At 66.6% G+C, this 19772-nt stretch carries 19 protein-coding genes; 12 read left to right on the top strand and 7 right to left on the bottom strand.

The window, feature by feature from the left end:
• Positions 1-41: 41 nt before the first annotated feature.
• The gene (locus SLQ33_RS02540) at positions 42-743 is read right to left on the bottom strand and encodes a FadR/GntR family transcriptional regulator (protein ID WP_319452195.1); all 702 of its coding nucleotides are present in this window, start codon (positions 741-743) and stop codon (positions 42-44) included.
• 161 nt (positions 744-904) lie between these two features.
• On the opposite strand from SLQ33_RS02540, the gene SLQ33_RS02535 reads away from it, so the two are divergent.
• The gene (locus tag SLQ33_RS02535; RefSeq protein WP_319452194.1) at positions 905-1666 is read left to right on the top strand and encodes an inositol monophosphatase family protein; all 762 of its coding nucleotides are present in this window, start codon (positions 905-907) and stop codon (positions 1664-1666) included.
• A gap of 48 nt (positions 1667-1714) precedes the next feature.
• Here the strand turns inward: SLQ33_RS02535 and SLQ33_RS02530 are convergent, their stop codons facing one another.
• Positions 1715-2314: a helix-turn-helix domain-containing protein gene (locus SLQ33_RS02530; RefSeq protein WP_319452193.1), complete on the bottom strand. Its 600-nt coding sequence runs from the start codon at positions 2312-2314 to the stop codon at positions 1715-1717.
• A gap of 95 nt (positions 2315-2409) precedes the next feature.
• Here SLQ33_RS02530 and SLQ33_RS02525 point away from each other — a divergent pair, with 95 nt between their 5' ends.
• On the top strand, positions 2410-3465 hold the full coding sequence (locus SLQ33_RS02525) for a dihydrodipicolinate reductase (protein WP_319452192.1): 1056 nt from the start codon (positions 2410-2412) through the stop codon (positions 3463-3465).
• A gap of 19 nt (positions 3466-3484) precedes the next feature.
• The gene (locus tag SLQ33_RS02520; protein ID WP_319452191.1) at positions 3485-4582 is read left to right on the top strand and encodes a hypothetical protein; all 1098 of its coding nucleotides are present in this window, start codon (positions 3485-3487) and stop codon (positions 4580-4582) included.
• Here the strand turns inward: SLQ33_RS02520 and SLQ33_RS02515 are convergent.
• A complete protein-coding gene (locus SLQ33_RS02515; protein ID WP_319452190.1) occupies positions 4554-5021 on the bottom strand; it encodes a nuclear transport factor 2 family protein in 468 nt (155 codons plus the stop codon). The two genes, SLQ33_RS02520 and SLQ33_RS02515, sit on opposite strands and share 29 nt — an antisense overlap.
• 120 nt (positions 5022-5141) lie before the next feature.
• On the opposite strand from SLQ33_RS02515, the gene SLQ33_RS02510 reads away from it, so the two are divergent.
• On the top strand, positions 5142-5741 hold the full coding sequence (locus SLQ33_RS02510) for a TetR family transcriptional regulator (protein ID WP_319452189.1): 600 nt from the start codon (positions 5142-5144) through the stop codon (positions 5739-5741).
• Between the two features lie 53 nt (positions 5742-5794).
• Here SLQ33_RS02510 and SLQ33_RS02505 read toward each other — a convergent pair whose 3' ends face one another.
• The 4 genes from SLQ33_RS02505 to SLQ33_RS02490 form a co-directional block, all read right to left on the bottom strand.
• Positions 5795-6436: a class I SAM-dependent methyltransferase gene (locus tag SLQ33_RS02505; RefSeq protein WP_319452188.1), complete on the bottom strand. Its 642-nt coding sequence runs from the start codon at positions 6434-6436 to the stop codon at positions 5795-5797.
• A gap of 37 nt (positions 6437-6473) precedes the next feature.
• Positions 6474-9302: a TIR domain-containing protein gene (locus SLQ33_RS02500; RefSeq protein WP_319452187.1), complete on the bottom strand. Its 2829-nt coding sequence runs from the start codon at positions 9300-9302 to the stop codon at positions 6474-6476.
• 188 nt (positions 9303-9490) lie between these two features.
• Positions 9491-10120 (bottom strand): hypothetical protein, encoded by a 630-nt coding sequence (locus SLQ33_RS02495; protein ID WP_319452186.1) that lies wholly within the window; start codon positions 10118-10120, stop codon positions 9491-9493.
• Positions 10121-10192: 72 nt separating this feature from the next.
• A complete protein-coding gene (locus SLQ33_RS02490; protein ID WP_319452546.1) occupies positions 10193-10531 on the bottom strand; it encodes an EthD domain-containing protein in 339 nt (112 codons plus the stop codon).
• A 227-nt stretch (positions 10532-10758) separates the two neighbouring features.
• Between SLQ33_RS02490 and SLQ33_RS02485 the strand changes: the two genes are divergently transcribed.
• The 8 genes from SLQ33_RS02485 (at position 10759) to SLQ33_RS02450 (ending at position 19769) form a co-directional block, all read left to right on the top strand.
• Positions 10759-11475, top strand: a complete 717-nt coding sequence (locus SLQ33_RS02485) for an SDR family oxidoreductase (RefSeq protein ID WP_319452545.1) — start codon at positions 10759-10761, stop codon at positions 11473-11475.
• 28 nt (positions 11476-11503) lie between these two features.
• Positions 11504-12994, top strand: a complete 1491-nt coding sequence (locus SLQ33_RS02480) for a class I adenylate-forming enzyme family protein (protein ID WP_319452185.1) — start codon at positions 11504-11506, stop codon at positions 12992-12994.
• 15 nt (positions 12995-13009) lie between these two features.
• Positions 13010-14491, top strand: coding sequence for an MFS transporter (locus tag SLQ33_RS02475; RefSeq protein WP_319452184.1), 1482 nt, complete (start codon positions 13010-13012; stop codon positions 14489-14491).
• Between the two features lie 81 nt (positions 14492-14572).
• The gene (locus SLQ33_RS02470) at positions 14573-15850 is read left to right on the top strand and encodes a GTP cyclohydrolase II (protein ID WP_319452183.1); all 1278 of its coding nucleotides are present in this window, start codon (positions 14573-14575) and stop codon (positions 15848-15850) included.
• Positions 15850-17061 (top strand): URC4/urg3 family protein, encoded by a 1212-nt coding sequence (locus SLQ33_RS02465; RefSeq protein WP_319452182.1) that lies wholly within the window; start codon positions 15850-15852, stop codon positions 17059-17061. Before SLQ33_RS02470 ends, SLQ33_RS02465 begins: the two co-directional genes overlap by 1 nt.
• Before the next feature lie 4 nt (positions 17062-17065).
• The gene (gene upp / locus SLQ33_RS02460) at positions 17066-17695 is read left to right on the top strand and encodes a uracil phosphoribosyltransferase (RefSeq protein ID WP_319452181.1); all 630 of its coding nucleotides are present in this window, start codon (positions 17066-17068) and stop codon (positions 17693-17695) included.
• Between the two features lie 59 nt (positions 17696-17754).
• Positions 17755-18498 carry an alpha/beta hydrolase gene (locus SLQ33_RS02455; protein WP_319452180.1) on the top strand — a complete coding sequence of 248 codons (744 nt, stop codon included), beginning with the start codon at positions 17755-17757 and terminating at the stop codon, positions 18496-18498.
• A gap of 41 nt (positions 18499-18539) precedes the next feature.
• Entirely contained in the window at positions 18540-19769 is a 1230-nt protein-coding gene (locus tag SLQ33_RS02450) for an AAA family ATPase (RefSeq protein WP_319452179.1), read from the top strand.
• Positions 19770-19772: the final 3 nt, after the last annotated feature.

The following is a 19772-nucleotide window of genomic DNA, read 5'->3' as shown; positions in this document are numbered from 1 at the left end:
GGTGGTCTCCAATCAGGTAGCTGGACGGAAGGGATGGATGGTCAGCGCTGGTCCGAGTGGAGGACGTACCGGCGCAGATCGGCTTCTGTTTGGTTCATGTGGGCCTCCATGGCGTCCCGACTCCGCTCGGGATCGCCGGCGGTGAGCGCCTCGAGAATCAATTCGTGTGCGGCGATGGCATTGAGCTGGATCTCCGGGAAGGCCGACGTCTCGGTGCGCGCCTTGACCAACAGATTTCCGAACGGCTCAAACATGAAGGGGATGAACATGTTTGCGGTCGCGTGCATGATCACGTCGTGAAAGGCGATGTCCGCTTCGACAAGGAGATCGACCCGGTTCAACCTGTTGGCCATCCGCATCTCCTCGATGCTGGCGGCAAGTGAGTCGAGATCCTCCTTCGACCGGTTGGTGGCCGCCAACTGTGCCGCACCGACCTCGACGATCCGCCGGGCTTCGATCAAACGTTCCGATACCCGGCCGGTCGGCGAATGGCGTTCCTCGATGCGTACGACGGCATCCAGCGAGGTCCAGGCCAGCGGTGGGTTGACGAAGGTGCCGCGACCGCGACGGATGGTCACGATGTTCTGCGACCGCAGGATTCGTACGGCTTCACGGACCGTCAGTCGGCTCATCCCGTACTTCAGGGCCAACTCCCCCTCCGAGGGCAGGACCGATTCGACCGGGATCTGGCCGTCAACGATCGACTCGAGAAGCATGTCCGCAAGTTCCTCGGGAAGTGCCACCGGACCACCTCTCATCTGACGTCTGATGTCTGACGTCCTGAGTGTGACCCTGCACACATCTGATGTCAAGTGTGATCTGAAGAAGCTCGAGACTGGCACCGGTACCGAGGCCGAACGCCGCTGTCGACGAGTCGAGACGAGTTCGGAACTACGATGCTCGCGTGAGCACAGACCTAACCGCGGCGCACGCCGCGGTGGATGAAGCCGTCGCAATCCTGCGGGAGGGGCGCGCGCGGCCGCACGAGCGGATTGCGAAGGCGGCCAAGGACTTCCTCACCGACGTCGACCTGGCCAGCGAGTCGGCGATGCGCCGCTCGCTCGCGGCATCCACTCCGGAGATTGGCTTCTACGGCGAGGAGGGCGGCGGCGCGGCGCTCGATTCGGGCAAGGTTTGGGTCGCGGATCCGCTCGACGGCACCGTCAACTACGCGACCGGGTCACCGCTGTGCGGAGTGATGCTTGGCCTGCTCGAGGACGGCGTGCCGACACTGGGCGTGATCGATCTGCCGTTCCTCGGCGTGCGGATTGACTCGGGTGCCGTCGCCGACGTTGCGTCGATCGAGGACGGGATCATCGGGATGGGCGACGCGTTTCACCGGGGCGGCACCCGGATGGACGCGTACCTCGACCTGACTATGACCGTGCACCGACGGGCCTTGCGCTTTCGCTGCGTCGGCGCGGCGTCGGTGCTCTGGACCTGGCTCGCCAGTGGCCAGATCCAGGGCATGCTGCTCGCCCACAACAACCCGTACGACGTCGTCGCCGGGCATGCGATCGCTCGCGCAGCGGGAGCGATATGCACCGACTACGCGGGCGCCCCGCTGACCCTGGAGTCGAGTGGAGCCATGGCGGCAGTCCCCGGCATTCAGCCTGAACTCGTCAGCCTCGCCGCCGATCTCGCGGCGGCAGCGCGAGACAGCTGACAGCCCAGTCCCCCACCATCTCGCACCCCCTTCGGCGCAGCCGATTCCTTACCTGGTCGGAAGGTCGATCAAATGCCGGGTCAGGTTCAGTAGCTCATCGCGAAGTGTGTCGTCGTCGAGAACAGCGACGAGCGGGTGCATGACGGCGCTGCCGATGGCTCCGCGCAGCATCGCCGCGCGGAGTAGGGCTTGGGGGCCCGTTTCGTCACCGATCAGCGCGAGGTAGAGGCGTTCCAAGAACTCGTGGAAGGGTGTGTGCTCGCCGAGGAATCGGATGACGACCGGATCGAATTGCAGAACGCTCACGATGCGGCGGTTCTCGACGGCCAGTTCGATGACCCGGGTGAGTAGCAACTCGCGTCCCCGCGCGCGGTTTCCCTCGGCCTCGGCGGCCTCGGCGGCCTCTAGCGCCTCCTCCAGCCGGGCGAGCTGCATCTCGGTGACAGCGACGACGATTTCGTCCTTGGTCTTAAATCGGTAGTAGACAGCGCCTTTCGCCACGCCGACGGCGTCCGCGATCATCTGCAACGACGTGCCGCTGACGCCGTGCTCGGCGAACAGGTCGAGCGCTGCGGCCAGGATGCGGAGCTCCGCAGCGTTGCGCGGTTTGGCCCGCAGCTGGTGGGCGCCGGGTTCTGCGGGAGTCACCCTCAGATGTTAGCCGATCGGCTATTGACATCCTTAGCCGATCGGCTAACGTGGCGTCTTAGCCGATCGGCTAAGGATCTGGAGGAGTCGAGGGAATGCCCGAAAAGGCCAACGACAAGCGCTATCGCGTCGCGCAGTGGGGCACCGGCCACAGTGGGATGCCCGCGCTACGAGCCCTGATCGAACACCCGACATTCGACCTGGTCGGCGTCAGGGTGTACTCAGACAAGAAGGCGGGCCGCGACGCCGGCGAACTGTGCGGAACCGGTCCCACGGGAGTCATCGCCACCACTAACATCGAGGACATCGTCGCGGCCCAACCGGACTGCGTGGTGTACATGCCCGTTGGGCCCGACTTCAACGACATCTGCCGGCTGCTCGGGTCGGGGATCAACATCTCGACGTTGCTGGAGCACTTTCACGACCCAGCGACCCTCGATCCCGAAGTTCGTGCGCGGATCGAGGACGCCTGCGAACGCGGCGGCGCATCGATCTACAGCTCGGGACCCAGCCCTGGGTTCGTCACGGAATCGCTGCCGCTCCTGCTGACGTCGATCGAACGGCGACTGGATTGCTACCGGATCGAAGAGTACGCCGACATGTCCCACCGCAACTCGCCGGAGATGTTCGCGCTGTTGGGCTTTGGCGGCGCACCGGACGCGGTGGACGTCGACCTCATCGGGCAGGGTGCTGGCGTGGCGTATGGGTCGTCACTGCGCCGGCTCGCCGACGCGCTGTCACTCGAATTCGATGACGTCATCGTGACGACCGAGGTGGCGACGGCCACCAAACCCGTCTCGACCGCGGTGGGCACCATCGACGCAGGCACCTTGGCCGCATGGCGGATCGAAATCAGCGGCGTACGCGATGGGAAGCCGCTGATGCAGATGGTGCCAACCTGGTACCTGACAACGGATCTCGAGCCGCCCTGGGAAATCCCCTTCGCCGGACAGGGCTGGCGGGTCAAGATCGACGGTGACCTACCTCTGGACGTCTCCATCAAATTCGCGTGGGACACGCCAGAGCAGGGAGCGCACCAGGGCTATGGCAACGCCAACCGTCCCATCAACGCGGTGCCCAACGTCTGCGAGGCACCGCCCGGCATCCTGTCCACCTTCGCATTGCCCCAAATCGTTTCGAAACTGCGCTGATTCAAGGAGACACGTCACCATGCTCGTGAACGATCCAACCGTCACTCTCGAAGTAGAGGCACACGGCTTTCCCGAAGAATCACGCGACACCGCTCAGTTGGACTGGGCACTTGTTGCCAGCGTCGTCGGCGACGACGGGAAGCACTACTGGTTCAACATCGGCGCGATGTCCCTGCGCGAGGCTTGGGGCAACATCGACTTCTGGGCGATGTCGGTGCGGTCCGAAAAGGGGCAGGTCGTTTCGCCGCCGGGGTCGGTCCACAAGGTGGCCGACTTCCCGCCGGCTACGACGACCGACTGGCATTTTCAGCCGCGCGGAGCACTCACCTCCAAGATCGAAGACGATCACGTGTGGGTGAACATGGGCGACTTCAACATCGAATGCCGACCGAACGAAAAGACTTGGCACTACACCGTTTCCGACGAGGCCTCAGGAATTTCCGGCGAATGGGTGCACACCGGCACCGGCTTCCCGACCTGGTACGGCAAAGAGACGCCGCAGATCTACACTCCGCACTGCATTTCCTATGGGTACTTCTGGCCGGGCACCCTCGAAGGCACGCTGACACTCGAGGGCCGAACGGTGAAGTTCAAGGGCGCAGCCGTGCGGGAACGCTACTACGCCGTGGACACCTGCCCAGCCGAGGTCGGTGGCTGGCATGACTGGCTCTGGTTCCACTTCGATGAGATGTCCGGCGCGCTGGATGAGATGAAGATCAGCCAGCACAAGGACATGTCGCTCTACCTCACTGAGGAACAGCAGTACATTCCCGAGGCCGACTTCGAAATCACCCATCATGACTGGGCATGGTTCGAATCCAACGGTGTCTTCATCCCCACCCGCTACACCGTGACCGCGCAGACCGAGGCCGGCGTCTTGGAGATCGGAGCCACTGCCGTAAGCGCCTATGCCGCAAGCGGTATCCGCGACGTCCCGGACTCCCCCACGATCCTGCTGGACTGGGAAGAAATCGTCGGCACGTTCACTTACAGGGACGGCCGCAAGAAGACGCTCACCAATGGTTTCGGCGGAACCCTGATCCGGCAGTGGCGGCCCTATCCGAGCAGCCAGCTCACCGGACTCGACGTCAAGGTCGGCGCTCCGCCGCGGATATAGCCGAATCGCGGTCTGCGCCGCCCTCGCGGGAGTACGTCCTGTCGAACAGGACTTCGTTGGTGTGGATCGTGTCGAAGTACTCGCGCACTGACCGAATCCTGCCGTTCTGCACCTCGACGGCGAAGAAGTTGCGGTTGTCGTAGACCTTGCCCTTCGGCGACACTCCGCGTACCTCGGTCTCGACCGCGACGCGGTCGTCCTCCGCTGTACTACTGGTGACCGTCAGTCGAATCCCGCCTGGCATGGCGGCCCCGACCATGGAGACCATGCCGACGATCTCGTCCTTGCGATATGTGCCCGCCAGCGGGAGATACTCCGGGTTTCCCGACACCCACCACACGGCGTTCTCGTCCATCAGGTCCAACGCGGCGTCCAGACGCCCGGCCGAGAGGTTCTCGAAGAAGCTCAACACCATCTTCTTGTTGTCGTCCGCGCTCATGCTCGCACTCCTCGTTGATTCCGGGCCCCGCGCCCAGTTTTGACACTAAGTGTCAGTATAGGGACTAAGTAACTATACTGACACTGCGGCGAAGGAATTGGGTCGCACCTGAGGAGTGACGTGGTTACCAAGACGAGAAGTATCGCGCGGGCAGCCGTTCGCGCCGAGCTGGCCCAAGTGGCCTTCGATTTGTTCCGCCGCAACGGTTTTGACCGGGTCACCATCAATGACCTGGCTGATGCCGCAGGAGTTTCGCGCAGTACCTTCCTGCGCTACTTCGACACCAAGGAGGAAGCCGTCCTCGGCGCCTTGGAGGCCCAGGGCGAACAACTCGCCGACGCCCTGCGCGCTCGACCCGCGGGCGAGGACGATTGGATCGCGCTGCGCCGCGCGATGGACACCATCGTTGAGGGGTACCGCGTCGACCCGCCCGGCGCCCTGGCAACGGCCCGTCTGATCCAGGAGACGCCCGCGTTGCAAGCACGGCGCCTCGAGCAGCAGTGCGCCTGGCGTCCCGCTCTGGTCGAAGCCCTCGCCGAGCGCATTGACCCCACACCGCCCGCGGGCCTCGCCCTCATGGTGCGGGCTGCCGCCGCCCTTGACTGTCTGGATGTCGCGGTCCATCAGTGGACCGCCGCCGGCGGTGAGCTTGACCTCGGCCAACTGCTCGACCAGGCCTTCGCCGCGCTCGCACCGCCGCGACGACGGCGTCGAAGGTAGCGAGGCGAACTCCAGCTAGCCAACGCGAGTTATTGTGTACCGACCCGGTGGCGCTACGGACTGGCCCCGATCGTGATCCTGTAGAAGAACGGCCAACTGAAGGGCCCCGACCCCACTCCGCGTTGCTCGACTCGTTGAAAACCAGCCTCGCCGAACAGGTTACGCAGTTCCTCAGCAGTCGGCTGGTGCAATCGATTGACCCAGCCCTCGCCGATCCGGCCGAGCGGCCCAGGCATCGCGAATGGCTGGGTGACGACTCCGACGGCGGCGATCCCACCCGGTGCCAGCACCCTGCGAAACTCCGCGAGCGCAGCGGGCTGATCGAAGAAGTGAAACGCCGTCGTGGTGACGACGGCATCCACGGAACCATCGGGCAGCGGCAGGTCCTCCGCAGTGCCCACGATCCACCGCACCGTCGCCGAGCGGGCCTTGGCCTTCTCCAACATCCCCGCCGAGGCATCGACGCCCACCACTTCGTCCGGCCGTAGCTCGCGTTGGATGCGGTCCGCGAGAATACCTGTCCCGCAGCCGACGTCGACGATGCGACGAGCTCCCCGAGCGCGCAACTCCGCCACGATCGCGTCCTGCGGGGGGCGGTACACGCAGCTCTGAAGCCAGGGCATGTCGTAGAAGCGCGCAAACTTGTCGAATGCCGGCGCGACGCCGTCGGCGAAGCGCCCACGTGAACTGGTCATGGCTCAACCCTACGGAAGGTGCTGTCGTCGATCGGCTTCACCGGGCATACGGGCATGCCAGTTCCACGCCAGAGGGCACGTGGGACTGGACTTGGGACCGAGTCACGTACGGCACGGCCAGTGCGCACGCTTCGCGTGCGTCCCACATGGAACCCCACAACCGCACCGTGCCATCGCTGCCTGCGGAGGCCAACTGGGCGCCGTCGGGACTGAACCCGACCTCGGACACGTTGACAGGAAACCGGTTACCCGTAGGGTCTGCGACGTCGTGGCCCGTCAGCGGGTCACCGATCTGCTGGCGGGTGGCGACGTCCCACAGCCGGACCGTCCCGTCGCCACCGCCGGAGGCCAGCCACGTTCCGTCGGGGCTAAATGCCACCGAGTTGACCATTGGCCCGTGACCGACCAGCGGGTCTCCACTCAGGCGGCCGGTGTCTGGGTCCCACAATCGGATGCTGCCGTCGGCGTCGGCGGACGCGAGCAGGTGCCCATCGGGGCTGAAGTCCACCGACGACACGTGGTAGGTGACGCCAGTGAGGGGATCACCAATTCGCCGGTGAGCCTGGGGGTCCCACAGTCGGATGGTCCCGTCGCTACCGCCGGAGGCCAGCCGGGTGCCGTCAGTGCTGAACGCAAGCGAAGAAACACCATTTGAATGGCCAACGAGCGCGTCTCCAATCTGTCGGCGGCCGACTGGATCCCACAACTGGATGGTGTCGTCATCAACTCCAAACGCCAGCAATCGTCCGTCGGGGCTGAACGCCAGCGAGGCCACCCCACGCACGTGACTGACCAGGGGCGCCCCGATCTGCTTGCGCGTGACGACCTCCCACAGCCGAACCGTTTGATCCCCGCTGGCCGTCGCCAACGTATGGCCATCGGGGCTGAACGCCACCGAGGTCACATAACTCATGTGCCCTGTGAGTGGTTCGCCGATCTGCTCGCGCGTCGAGGGATTCCAGAGTCGCACGGGTCCGTCGGTGCCACCGGACGCCAACACGAGGCCGTCTGGACTGAATGCGATCGAAGACACCCCGCCAAGGTGGTGATCGAGCGGTTCACCGATGGGCTTCGTGCCTGCGGTATCCCACCGTCGCACCGTACGATCGCCGCTCGCCGAGGCGAAGGAGCGACCGTCAGGGCTGAACGCCACCGCAGACACCGAATCGGTATGGCCAAGAAGCGGCTCACCAATCTGCTTGCGCGTGGCGACATCCCACAGTCGCACCGTTCGATCGGCGCCCGCAGACGCCAACGAACGACCGTCAGGACTGAACGCCACCGCAGACACCTCGCCGGAGTCGGCATCGATTGGGTCACCGATCAGCCGACGAGTCGTCGGATCCCAGAACCGCACCATGCCGTCGGCGCCTGCAGACGCCAACAATCGGCCGTCAGGACTGAACGCCACCGAATCCACCCAGGCGATGTGACCCGTCAGCGCCTCGCCGATCGACTTGCCGCTCAGGGGATCCCACAGCCGCACGGTCCCATCGCCATCGCCGGTGGCCAGTATTCGGCCGTCGGCACTGAATGCCACTGAGGTGGTGGAACCGGCCAGCGGTTGGCCGATCTGCTCGCGCGTGTTGACGTTCCAGAGCCGCAACACCCCGTCGCTGCCGGCGGAGGTCAACCGAGTACCGTCGGGACTGAAGGCCAGCGCGCTCACGGAGATCGTCTCGAATGGAATCTCGCCTAGGCCCGCGGTGATTCCGTCACCGATCACTTTGCCGCTCAAGGCATCCCACAGCCTGACCGTTCCGCGTTCGTCTGCGGAGGCCAACAGGCGACCGTCGGGGCTGAACGCGACCGCACCGACGGCGCTGTCGTGTCCAGTGAGTGGGTCGCCGATCGGCTGGCCACTGTCGGCATCCCACAATCGCACCGTCCGATCGGCGGAAGCGGACGCGAGCCGGGTCCCGTCGGGACTGAACGCTACCGAAGACACCGAGCCATCATGGCCGGCAAGCGGTTCCCGCACCTGTTGCGCAGCGTGCCGACTGAAGGCGACGCGCGCATCGATCAGAGCGTCGGTGGCCTGCCACCGCGGGGTGGGAGTGGCCTGGCTGCTCTCAGCGGCAAGAGCCATGGCGAGCGCGGCATTGCTCTTGGCTGCATCCCGCGATGCGGTCGCTAATCCGAGCGCCACCGCCTCGTTGCGCTGCTCTACGGCGACTTGTCGCTGACGATCCGCCTCCTGCCGCTGTCTGAACGCGACACCCGCCGCGACGACCGCGAGCACGGTCAAGACGACGAGTGCGGCGATGGCGACGCGGCGCAGCCGACGGTACTTTCGCTGTTCGCGCAGATCATCGCTGGACAGCTCGGATTTGGGCTTGCCGTGAATCGGCGCCGCCAGGTCAATGAGTTTCTCGCGGAAAAGCGGCTCCGCTGGATTCCACGGAGCATCGGCGCTGACGTCGACATAGAAGGGTTGGGCAGCGAAGACCCCTGCCCGGCCGAGCACGGGGAGGATGACGTCGGAACGACGTGCGTCGAAGCACACCGCGCCGTCGTCCCATTCCAGGTGCCCATCGGCCACCACCAGCATCAGGTTGTCGCTCCCCCGATGCTCGATCCAGTGAGTCACCTCCTTGTTGACCCAGACGGACTCAACGGAGTGCGTGGACAGCACCACGATCATGTATCGGGAGCGATCCATCGCGTCGACGACATTGGCCCACAGGTCGGGGCTGGCGGTCAGATCTGTGGCGTCACGGAACACCGACAGCGCCCGCAATTTGCCAAGCCGTCGGCCAATACGGTGCAGTCCCTTCTGAATTCCGGCCGCGACCGGCCGATCATCGTGGTCGTAGGAGATGAACGCGTCGTAGTCGAACGACACCCCTTGCGGTCCAATCGCCACTCCAGGACCATCCGCAGCCAGAGCGCACATAGGTCATTTTCTCCGCTCGTCACATCCCGTGTGCCGGAGTGAACGGAATTGCCGGAGCCACCCCACGGCACACGCGTCAGTGTCGCGCCGCTCGACATGCCTGCAATGAGTAGTTGGGTACTCATTCACTCTCGACACTGATCAAGACTCGACGACGGTCATGGTTGGAACTCGACGGCCGCCGCCTTGTACGCATCCCCGACCTTGTCGATCGTGATCTGCAGGCGCCATGCCCTGGGTTCCGGATGCGGCTTCCCAACGGCGGTGGTGGTGGTGACGGTGGCCGCGACGAATACCTTGGCCCGGGTGCCAATCAGCGATACGAGATGCGCATCGGTGACGATCCCCGTGCTGACCGACTGTGCGTCACGGACTACCTGCTTGAAGTCTGCGGAGCGTTGCAAGAAGCTCTCGTAGAACTCTCCGGTGGCTCCATCGAGCACACGCGCAACATCGGCGTCGACGGTTTGAAAGTTGATGGTGGTGAGGTTCGTCGCGGCAGTCTTGGCCGCGTCGACGTAGGGCATGGAACGTGACGCCGGGTCGACCGGCGGCGGCACGAGGACGGAAGCCGTTGTGGTGGCCTGTGCTGGTGATGCGGGCTCGGTTTGCCTCGTTCCCAACGTGTTCTGCACCCACGGGCCACCGAATAGTAGGGCCGCGGTGATCACGCCGACGACGACGCAGGCGAGACTCACCAACGCTGCGAGCGCCCAGTAGCTTCGTTGGACGGGCTTCTCGGCGCCACTCGGCGTCGGCTGCCAATACGGATCATTCTCGTCAGACACATATCCCCCCGGGCATGTGGGGGCAATCCTACTCCCGGGGCATTCAGGCCGAATTGCGTTGAGGCACGGGGCTCAACCAGCGGTGGTGCGCTCGTCCACCACGTAGGCCCGCGTTGCGGCTCGATCGAGGAAGTTCTCTTCGTCTCGGGCAATCTCGTCGCCGCCAAGACTGGTCATCCAGGCAGATAGGTCGTCCCGGTCCGCGAAGGCGAGTTCGGTCATGCAGTCAAAGGTGATCTCATCGCCTTCGATGTTGAAGGCGTCCCCGCGCTGGATGTAGTTGCGCTTGTAGACAATCGGCGTGAATGCCTTGCTCAGCACGAGCGGTACGTGGTTGTGCTCGTAGTAGTCGGCGAACTCCTCCGCCGACAGGCCGGGCTTGCGCTTCAGGTATCCGAAAACCTTGATCATCGGCACTCCTGGATGAACCGTCGGTTGTATCCGAGACCCCGTCAAAGATCACTATGATGCTAACATAGGAAAAAAGACAAAGCGGGCACGATGTGTAACGCCGGACGTGGTCTTTTGGCGCGGGACGGCGTCCCTTGACGTGCCGCTCGACCATCCCGCGAATACTCAGACCCCGACCTGCCGCATGATGGCGGTGAGGAACCCACGGAGGGCACATGGCTTCGAGCGTGCGGAACGCTGTCGTCACCGGCGGTAGCGGTGGCATCGGAAAGGCTTGCGGCCGAACACTGGTCGAACGCGGTTACGACGTCATCCTGACGGCCCGCCGCGAGGGCCCGCTACGCGCGGCGGCCGAGGACATCGGCGCGCGCTGGGTAGCGGCAGATGCCTCGGACCCCGCCGCATTCGCCGCGGCACTCGCCGACCTGCCTCGAGTGGATCTGTTGGTTCACGCTGCGGGCGTGCTCGGCGGCACGTATGCGCGCAAACAGACCTTCGAGCAGTGGCGAACCATCATGTCCGCCAATCTCGATTCGTGCTTCGTCGTGACGGCGGCCGCCCTTCCGCTGATGCAGGCGGGGTCTCGTTTCGTCTTCGTCTCGTCCTCCGCCGCGCACGAGCCGATGCCGGCGCGCACCGCGTACTCGGCTTCGAAGGCGGGTATGAACGCGTTCGCCCGTGCGCTGGCCCTAGAGGTCGACCGCGACGGCATCAGCGTCAACATCGTCACGCCCGGCCCGGTGGAAACCGAGCTGCTGCAGGATGTTCCATTCGAGATGTACGCCATCACCGCCCACGACCTGGCCGAGACGGTCGTCTGGCTGGACACCGTCCCGTCCTCCGTCGACCTGCCCGAGATCCGGCTCAACGCGGTGACCCGCGGACCTTCGGCGCGCCCGCCGATCGTGCCGCGGGAAGTCAAGCGTCGCGCCGCGCACACCTGAGCCAGCCACCGATTGGACGCCCCGACTCATGCCTGAAGCTCAGCTGTCGCCCGCCGACGAGCCGGTCGCGTTCGGCCGCAGGTTGACGATGCTGGCCGCCGCCGACCCAGACGGTCGCGCGCTGGTGGTGGTCGCCAGAGACGGCTCCGAACGAACACTGACCTGGAGCAGCCTCGATCGCGCGGCCAATCAGTGGGGCCGGGTGCTCGAGTCGGCATCGGTGAGCCAGGGTGCGATGGTCGCACTCTCGACTCCCAACTCGATCGAGCTCGTCGTGGCCGCGCTGGCCGCATGGAAGGTCGGAGCGGTGCCCGTCCCGATGCGGTGGGACCTGCCCGACTGGGAACAACAGCGCCTTCTCGACGTCATCGACCCCGCCCTGGTGCTCAGCGAGGCGAACCTGACGGCGTTGGCGGACATCGCGCGGGGCGAGTCCGGTTCGCCGCTGCCCGAGGTTGTTTCGCCTGCCGTCAACGGCATCTGCAGCTCCGGGTCGACCGGGCTGCCCAAGATCATCCTCAATTCGGCGCCCGCGCTGTGGACGCCGCTGCTCGGGATGCCCTTCATCGCGCAGTGGGCGCCGGTGAGCCTGCCGCAGACGATCCTCGTACCCGCACCGCTCTACCACACCAACGGATTCGCCACCCTGAGTTCCCTGCTCAGCGGCGATCAACTGGTGGTTCTCGAGAAGTTCGACGCCGCACTGGTTCTCGACTCGATCGAGCGGCACCGCATCTCGACTTTCACCGCAACGCCCACGATGCTGGCGCGCATCGCCGACCTCCCCGGCGTCGAGGACCGCGACCTGTCGAGCGTCGCGTGGATACTGCAAGGCGCCGCGGTGATGCCGCAGAAGCTGCTTCGCCGATGGTTCGAGTTGCTCAGCCCCGAGCGCGTCGTCATGGCCTACGGCATGACCGAGAACCTCGGGCTCACCGCGCTCCGAGGCGACGAGTGGTTGAAGCATCCCGGCAGCGTCGGACGGGGCTTCCGCGACACCGACATTCGCGTCGTCGACGATGACGGCAATACCGTCGGCCCCGACACCCTCGGCGAGATCTTCCTGCGCGCCCCGATGAACGACCAGTACCGCTACCTCGGTGGCGCGCCGCCGCTGCCAACGACACCAGACGGTTTCACCTCAGCTGGCGACCTCGGCACGCTAGACGCCGACGGCTACCTGTACATCGCGGATCGTCGCACCGACATGATCATCACGGGCGGGGCCAACGTGTTTCCCGCCGAGGTGGAATCCGCGCTCATCGACCATCCCGAGATCGCCGACGTCGTCGTGCTCGGAATCGCCGACGAACAGTGGGGCCGACGCGTGCACGCCGTGGTTCAGGCGACCGACGTCCGCCACCCACCGACCGAGCAAGCGGTGATCCGTTTCGCGAAGGACCGGCTCGCCGCGTACAAGGTGCCCAAGACGGTGGAGTTCATCGACGAGATTCCCCGGACGGCAGCGACGAAGGTCAACCGCTCGGCGATGGTGCAAGCGCGTGAGCCCAATGCATAGGTTGCATAATTAGTCATGCGAAAAAGGCCCGCGGAGCCGAACACTAGCTCCTCGGGCACCGTCGAGCGCTACCCACGGCCGCGCCTGCTCATCGTTGCGCTTGGGCTGGTGGCGTTGACCGTCGCCGTGCTCCAGACCGCCGTGGTCCCGGTACTGGGCATCATCGCCACCCAGCTGCACGCCTCCCCCGTCGCCGTCAGCTGGGCCGTGACCGCGAACCTGCTCGCGGCGGCCGCATCGACGCCGCTCATCGGACGGCTCGCCGACCTGCACAACAAGAAGCACGTCCTGCTCGCCGTGCTCGTCATCGTGCTCGTCGGATCGCTGTTGGCGGCGACGACGTCCTCGCTCGCACTGCTGATCGTGGCGCGCGTGCTGCAGGGCGTCTCGTTCTCGCTGTACCCAATCTGCGTCGCGATCCTGCGCGACGAGCTTCCCGAGGAAGCCGTCGTGCGCGCGCTCGCCGTGTTGTCCGGCACGCTGGGCTTCGGCGGTGGCACCGGCCTGGTCGTGACCGGTCTGCTGGTCGACGGCAACGCCGGCTACCACCGGGTGTTCTGGCTGACGACGGGATTCACCGTCGCCGTGATCGTCCTGGCGCTGGTGGTTATCCCGTCCCGCCCGAGAAGTACTGAGGGAACGATCGATTGGCTTGGTGCGCTGGGACTGGCCACCGGGCTGTCGGCGATGCTACTGGCGATCACTCAGGGCAATTCGTGGGGCTGGGTGTCGCCGGCGACCCTCGGAACGGCCGCCATCGCCGTCGTCGTGTTGGCGGCGTGGTGGAGGTGGGAACGCCGACAACGTCATCCGCTGGTGTCGATCGAGATGCTGACCCGGCGCCCGGTCCTGCTGACCAACCTGGCCACGGTGTTCGTGGGAATGGGCCTGTACTTCGGATTCCTCGGCCTGACCCAGTTCGTCCAGATCGACCGCGCCGCAGCCGGATACGGCTTCAGTGCGTCGGTGCTCCACGCGAGCGTGGTGTTCCTTTTGCCCGGGGCCATCACCGGTTTCGTCACCGCGACGCTGTCCGGCAGGTTCATCGACCGCTTCGGTGCCAGGCCCGTCCTGGTGTCGGGCGCGCTGACGGGCATCGTCGGCTTCCTCTGGCTGGCCCTGGCGCACTCGCTGCCGTGGCAGGTGATCGCCGCGGGCATCTTGGTGAACGCCTACATCAGCCTCGGCTACGGGGCACTGCCCGCGTTGGTGGTCAGCGAGGTCGACGGCGACGAGACCGGGGTCGCGACCGGGGTCAACGCCATCGCCCGGACCGTCGGCAGTTCGATCGCCGCCGCCGCGGTGGCCGTGCTACTCGGCCGATCCGCGGGGGCCACCGGGCTGCCCTCCGAGCACGCGTTCGTCGCGATCTTCCTCGCTGGCGCGGTGACCGCCGGGCTGGCGATGGTGCTGATCGCCTTGTCTCGCAGTCGACGGGACACGCGGACAGCCGAGGCGACCATCGAGTCGCGCGCGATGAATCACGAGTGGGGCTGAACGGTCGGCTAACGCACGAAACCGCGACTGCAGCAACTCGGCGGAATCGCTAAGCTGGCTCCTTTCCCACCAGGAGGCCAGATGTCCGCCGACGTGACACCCGCGCCACCCCCTGCGCCGCCCAAATCCGCAGGTCACATCCGGCTGACCTCGCATAGCGGCGGCCACGGCGCCCCCGTGCTGAAGTGGGACGCCGACACCGCCGCCGAGCGTGGACCCGTCGTCGGAACCACCACCACGCGCGCGCACCGCAACGTCATCGGCACCCACAGCGGCTCGTACGGCGTCTACCGTGCGCTGGCGGTCGCGGCGGGCACGCTGTCCCGTGAGCATCGCGCCGACCTCACCAACACCTCACCGACCGACGTCGTCGGTCCGCATCCGCAGTGGGGCGAACCCGGCAAGATCACGAGCCTCGACCCATGGGGCGCGATGGTGGCCGACGCGTTCGCCGCCGAGTTGGCCGCGGGCTACGACATTCGCCCGACCATCGCGGTGACCAAGGCGCACGTGACGCTGCCCGAAGTCGGCGAGGCCATCGAGAAGGGCCGCCTGCGACCCGACGGACGCATGCTGCTGGACAGCGGCGCCGCCATGGTCACCAAGGCGGCCATCGAGCCCGTCTGGTACCTCCCCGGGGTGGCGCAGCGGTTCGGATGCAGCGAAACCGACCTTCGCCGTGCGCTGTTCGAGGAGACCGGCGGCATGTACCCCGAGCTCGTCACGCGCTCCGACCTCGAGGTGTTCCTCCCACCCATCGGCGGTCAGACCGTCTACGTCTTCGGCGACGTGCACGACCTCGCCGACCCCGCCGTGGAGTTGACCGCCCGTGTCCACGACGAGTGCAACGGCTCCGACGTCTTCGGCTCGGACATCTGCACCTGCCGGCCCTACCTGACGCACGCCATCGAGGAGTGCATTCTCGGCGCCCAACGCGGCGGCGTGGGACTGGTGGCCTACTCGCGCAAGGAGGGCCGCGCGCTCGGCGAGGTGACGAAGTTCCTGGTGTACAACGCCCGCAAACGCCAAGAGGGCGGTGACACCGCCGCCGAGTACTTCGCGCGCACGGAATGCGTTGCGGGGGTGCAGGACATGCGCTTCCAGGAGTTGATGCCCGACGTGCTGCACTGGCTCGGCATCCGCAAGATCCACCGCCTCGTGTCGATGAGCAACATGAAGTACGACGCCATCACGGGCTCTGGCATCGAGGTCGGTGAGCGGGTGAACATCCCCGAGGACCTCATCCCACCCGACGCGCGCGTCGAGATCGACGCCAAGATGGCCGCGGGCTACTTCACGCCAGGACCGGTGCCCGACGCGCTGGAGTTGAAGAAGGCCAAGGGCCGAGGGCTCGATTGATGAACGTCGTCACCACCACCGCGACCGATCGGGCCGACGGTGCGGCCGCAGTGTTGCGCAGCACGGCGACGGTACGGGAGCGGGCGCGCTACCTCACCGATCGCGCGCGCCGCGGCGAGTCGCGCTGGTTCACCCTCGACGACTCGGCCCTGTCACGCACGGCGGACGAGGTCGCCGACGTCACCCACACCCGCTTCCCCGACCTGAACATCCCGTTCCACAGCCGCTGGCGTCACTTCGAAGCCGGCGGGATCGACCGCACCGCCGACCTCGACGTGCACGAGGCGATCGATCTCGCCATCGTCAGCGTCCTGCTCGACGCAGGCGCTGGCCCGGACTGGCGCTACGACGAAGCGCAGAGCGGGCAGCGCTTCACCCGTTCCGAGGGACTCGGCGTGGCCAGCTGGCACGCCTTCACCGCCGGTCTGTTCTCCAGCGATCCCGCGACCCCACGTCAAGCCGACGCGGCGGGGCTGCGGGGCTTGGACGTCGACCGGCTGGCGGATGCGTTTCAGGTCGGGCGAGCGAATCCGTTGGTGGGCTTGGCAGGTCGCGTGTCCGTGTTGCACCGGCTCGGCGACGCGCTGGCCCGCCAGCCCGAGGTCTTCGGCGCGCACGGCCGACCGAGTGGCCTGTTCGACACGATGGTCGCGGCGCCAGGGCCCGTGACGGCGCCCGCCCTGCTGACCCAGGTGCTGAACTCCTTCTCGTCGATCTGGCCCGCGCACAACGTGATCGGCGGCGAGCCCGTCGGCGACTGTTGGCGCCACGACGCTGTACCCGGCCCTGGCCTGACGGCGGGTTGGGTGCCGTTTCACAAGCTGTCGCAGTGGCTGACGTACTCGCTGCTCGAGCCGTTCGGCAGGGCCGGAGTTCACGTCGAGGACGTCGACGCGCTGACCGGGCTGCCCGAATACCGCAACGGCGGCCTGTTGCTCGACACCGGGGCGATCGCGCTGCGCGACCCCGCCTTCGCCGACCGGACGTGGGCGGTGAGCGACGAACTCGTGGTCGAGTGGCGAGCCCTTACGGTGGCGCTGCTCGACGAACTGGCGCCCATGGTGCGGGCCCGCCTCGGCGTCGACGACCAACGAATGCCGTTGGCGTGCGTGCTCGAAGGCGGAACCTGGGCGGCTGGCCGGGTGCTCGCCGTGCGCCTGCGGGGCGGGCTACCCCCGCTCTCCATCGACAGCGACGGGACGGTGTTCTGACCCGATGGGCACGGTTCATCTGATCGACCACCCCCTCATCCAGCACAAACTGACGTTGATGCGCCGAAAGGACGCCTCCACCAACAGTTTTCGCCAGCTGCTCCACGAAGTGTCGGCATTGATGGCCTACGAGGTGCTGCGCGACATCCCGATGCACGAGATCGACGTCGAGACACCGCTGGAGCGCACGGTCGGCAAGGTCATCGACGGCAAGAAGCTGGTGTTCGCATCCATCCTCCGTGCGGGTGCGGGCATTCTCGACGGCATGCTCACCGTGGTGCCCGGCGCGCGCGTCGGCCACATCGGGCTGTACCGCGACCCCAAGACACTCGGCGCCGTCGAGTACTACTACAAGATGCCGGGCGAGCTGCACGAACGCGACGTCGTCGTGGTCGACCCGATGCTGGCCACCGGCAACTCTGCGGTCGCCGCCGTGGAACGGCTCAAGGAGAGCAGGCCGAAGTCCATCAAGTTCGTGTGTCTCTTGACGTGCCCCGAGGGCCTCGCCGCCATGGACGACGCTCACCCCGACGTCCCGATCTACACCGCAGCCATCGACCGCCAACTCGACGGACACGGCTACATCCTGCCCGGCCTCGGCGACGCCGGTGACCGCATCTTCGGCACCAAGTGAGCCGCGTCGGCGCTGAGCCGGGCCACCGGAGCACCGTACCCCCGTGACAGGATGAGGCCATGACACTGGTTCTGGTGCACGGCAATCCAGAGACCGAGGCGATCTGGGGCCCGCTGGTCGCAGCGCTGGGGCGCGCCGACGTGGTGACGTTGTCGCCGCCGGGGTTCGGTGCCCCGCTTCCAGACGGGTTCGACGCGACGTTCATCGCCTACCGCGACTGGCTGGAGCAGGAGCTCGTGAACATCGGCGGGACCATCGACCTGGTCGGCCACGACTGGGGCGGCGGCCACGTCGTCAACGCCGTCATGCACCGGCCTGAACTCGTCCGCAGCTGGGTCAGCGACGTGCTCGGCATCTTCGACGCCGACTACGTGTGGCACGACATGGCCCAGCTGTGGCAGACGCCGGACGTCGGCGAAGCGGCGATCGAGGCCATGATGAGCGGCACCGAACAGGAGCGGGCCGATCGACTGGCCGCGCTCGGCATCGGCGACGACGTCGCCACGGCCCTCGCGGCTGGCCTAAACGCCGACATGGGTGAGGCGATACTGAAGCTCTACCGCTCCGCGGCGCAGCCTGCGGCCGCCACCGCCGGTCGTGAACTCGAAGTCGCCGCGGCGCGGCCCGGACTGTCGATACTCGCCACCGAGGACCACTACGTCGGGTCACCCGAGGTGCGCCGCCGGGCTGCTGACCGGGCCGGAGCGCGGACCGAGGTGTTCGAAGGCCTCGGCCACTGGTGGATGGTCGAGGATCCCGACCGCGCGGCTGCCGCGCTCACCGCGTTCTGGGCGTCGGTTTAACCGTTCGGGCCGCGGCGCGAAGCGCAATAGACTCGCGAGCGATGTCCGAGAACCCACTGCTGGCCAGCCTGCTCGCCGCGGTCAGCGCCACCCCCGACGACGTCCCGTTGCGCCTGCACGTCGCCGAGCTGCTCGCGGGTGCGGGTCGGCTTCCCGAGGCGCTCGCGCAGTGCTCGGAGGCGCTGCAGCGGGCACCGGGTGACGCCGCGGCGCTCGCGCTGCTGCAGCGGCTCACCGCGGCGCTATCCGGCGGCTCGCCAACGGATGAGCCCGGTGCGCAACCGGCGGCCGACGGACCCACGTTCGACTGGTCGCAGGCCGAGGACCAGGTGGCCGACGTGGAGGTCCCCGAGGCGGTGCTCGCCAACGAAGACACCCCGAGCGCGGTCGTCGAGGACATCGAACGGCCGTCGGTCCGGCTCGCCGACGTCGGTGGCATGGAGCACGTCAAGGAACGCCTGGAGTTGACGTTCCTCGGCCCCATGCGCAACCCGGAACTCGCAAAGGCCTTCGGCGCGAGCATGTCCGGAGGACTGCTGCTGTACGGGCCGCCCGGTTGCGGCAAGACGTTCATCGCGCGTGCGATCGCGGGTGAACTCGGCGCTCGGTTCTATCCCGTCGGCATCGCTGACGTGCTCGACATGTGGGTGGGCCGCAGCGAACGCAACCTCGCCGAGATCTTCGCCGCCGCCCGCCGCAACGCACCGTGCGTGCTGTTCTTCGACGAGCTCGACGCACTCGGTCAGAAGCGGAGCAACCTTCAGTTCTCGTCGAGCCTGCGCAACACCGTCAACCAGCTGCTCGCCGAGCTCGACTCCTTCGGCGGAGACAACGACGGCGTCTTCGTCTTGGGCGCCACCAACCATCCGTGGGACGTCGACTCGGCCTTGCGTCGTCCCGGCCGGTTCGACCGGATGCTCCTGGTGCTTCCGCCGGACAGCGCGGCCCGCCAGGCGATCCTGCGGTATCACCTCCGTGATCGGCCTGCCGGCGACGTCGACGTCGCACAAGTCGCCAAACTCACCGAGCACTACTCCGGCGCCGATCTCGCTCACATCATCTCGACGGCAGCAGAACGCGCACTTGCGGAGTCGATGCGATCGGGCAGGCTGGTGCCACTCACCACCAAGGACGTCGAATCCGCTGCCCGCGAGGTGAAGCCGAGCACTGGGCCGTGGTTCGTGACGGCCCGCAACGTCGTCACGTTCGCGAACACCGACGGCAGCTACGACGACCTCGCGGCGTACCTGCGTCGCAACAAGCGGCTCTGACGT

This window comes from Mycobacterium sp. RTGN6 (assembly GCF_033804605.1).
Classification (GTDB): Bacteria; Actinomycetota; Actinomycetes; order Mycobacteriales; family Mycobacteriaceae; genus Mycobacterium.
This window is presented reverse-complemented; position numbering and strand designations above follow the sequence as displayed.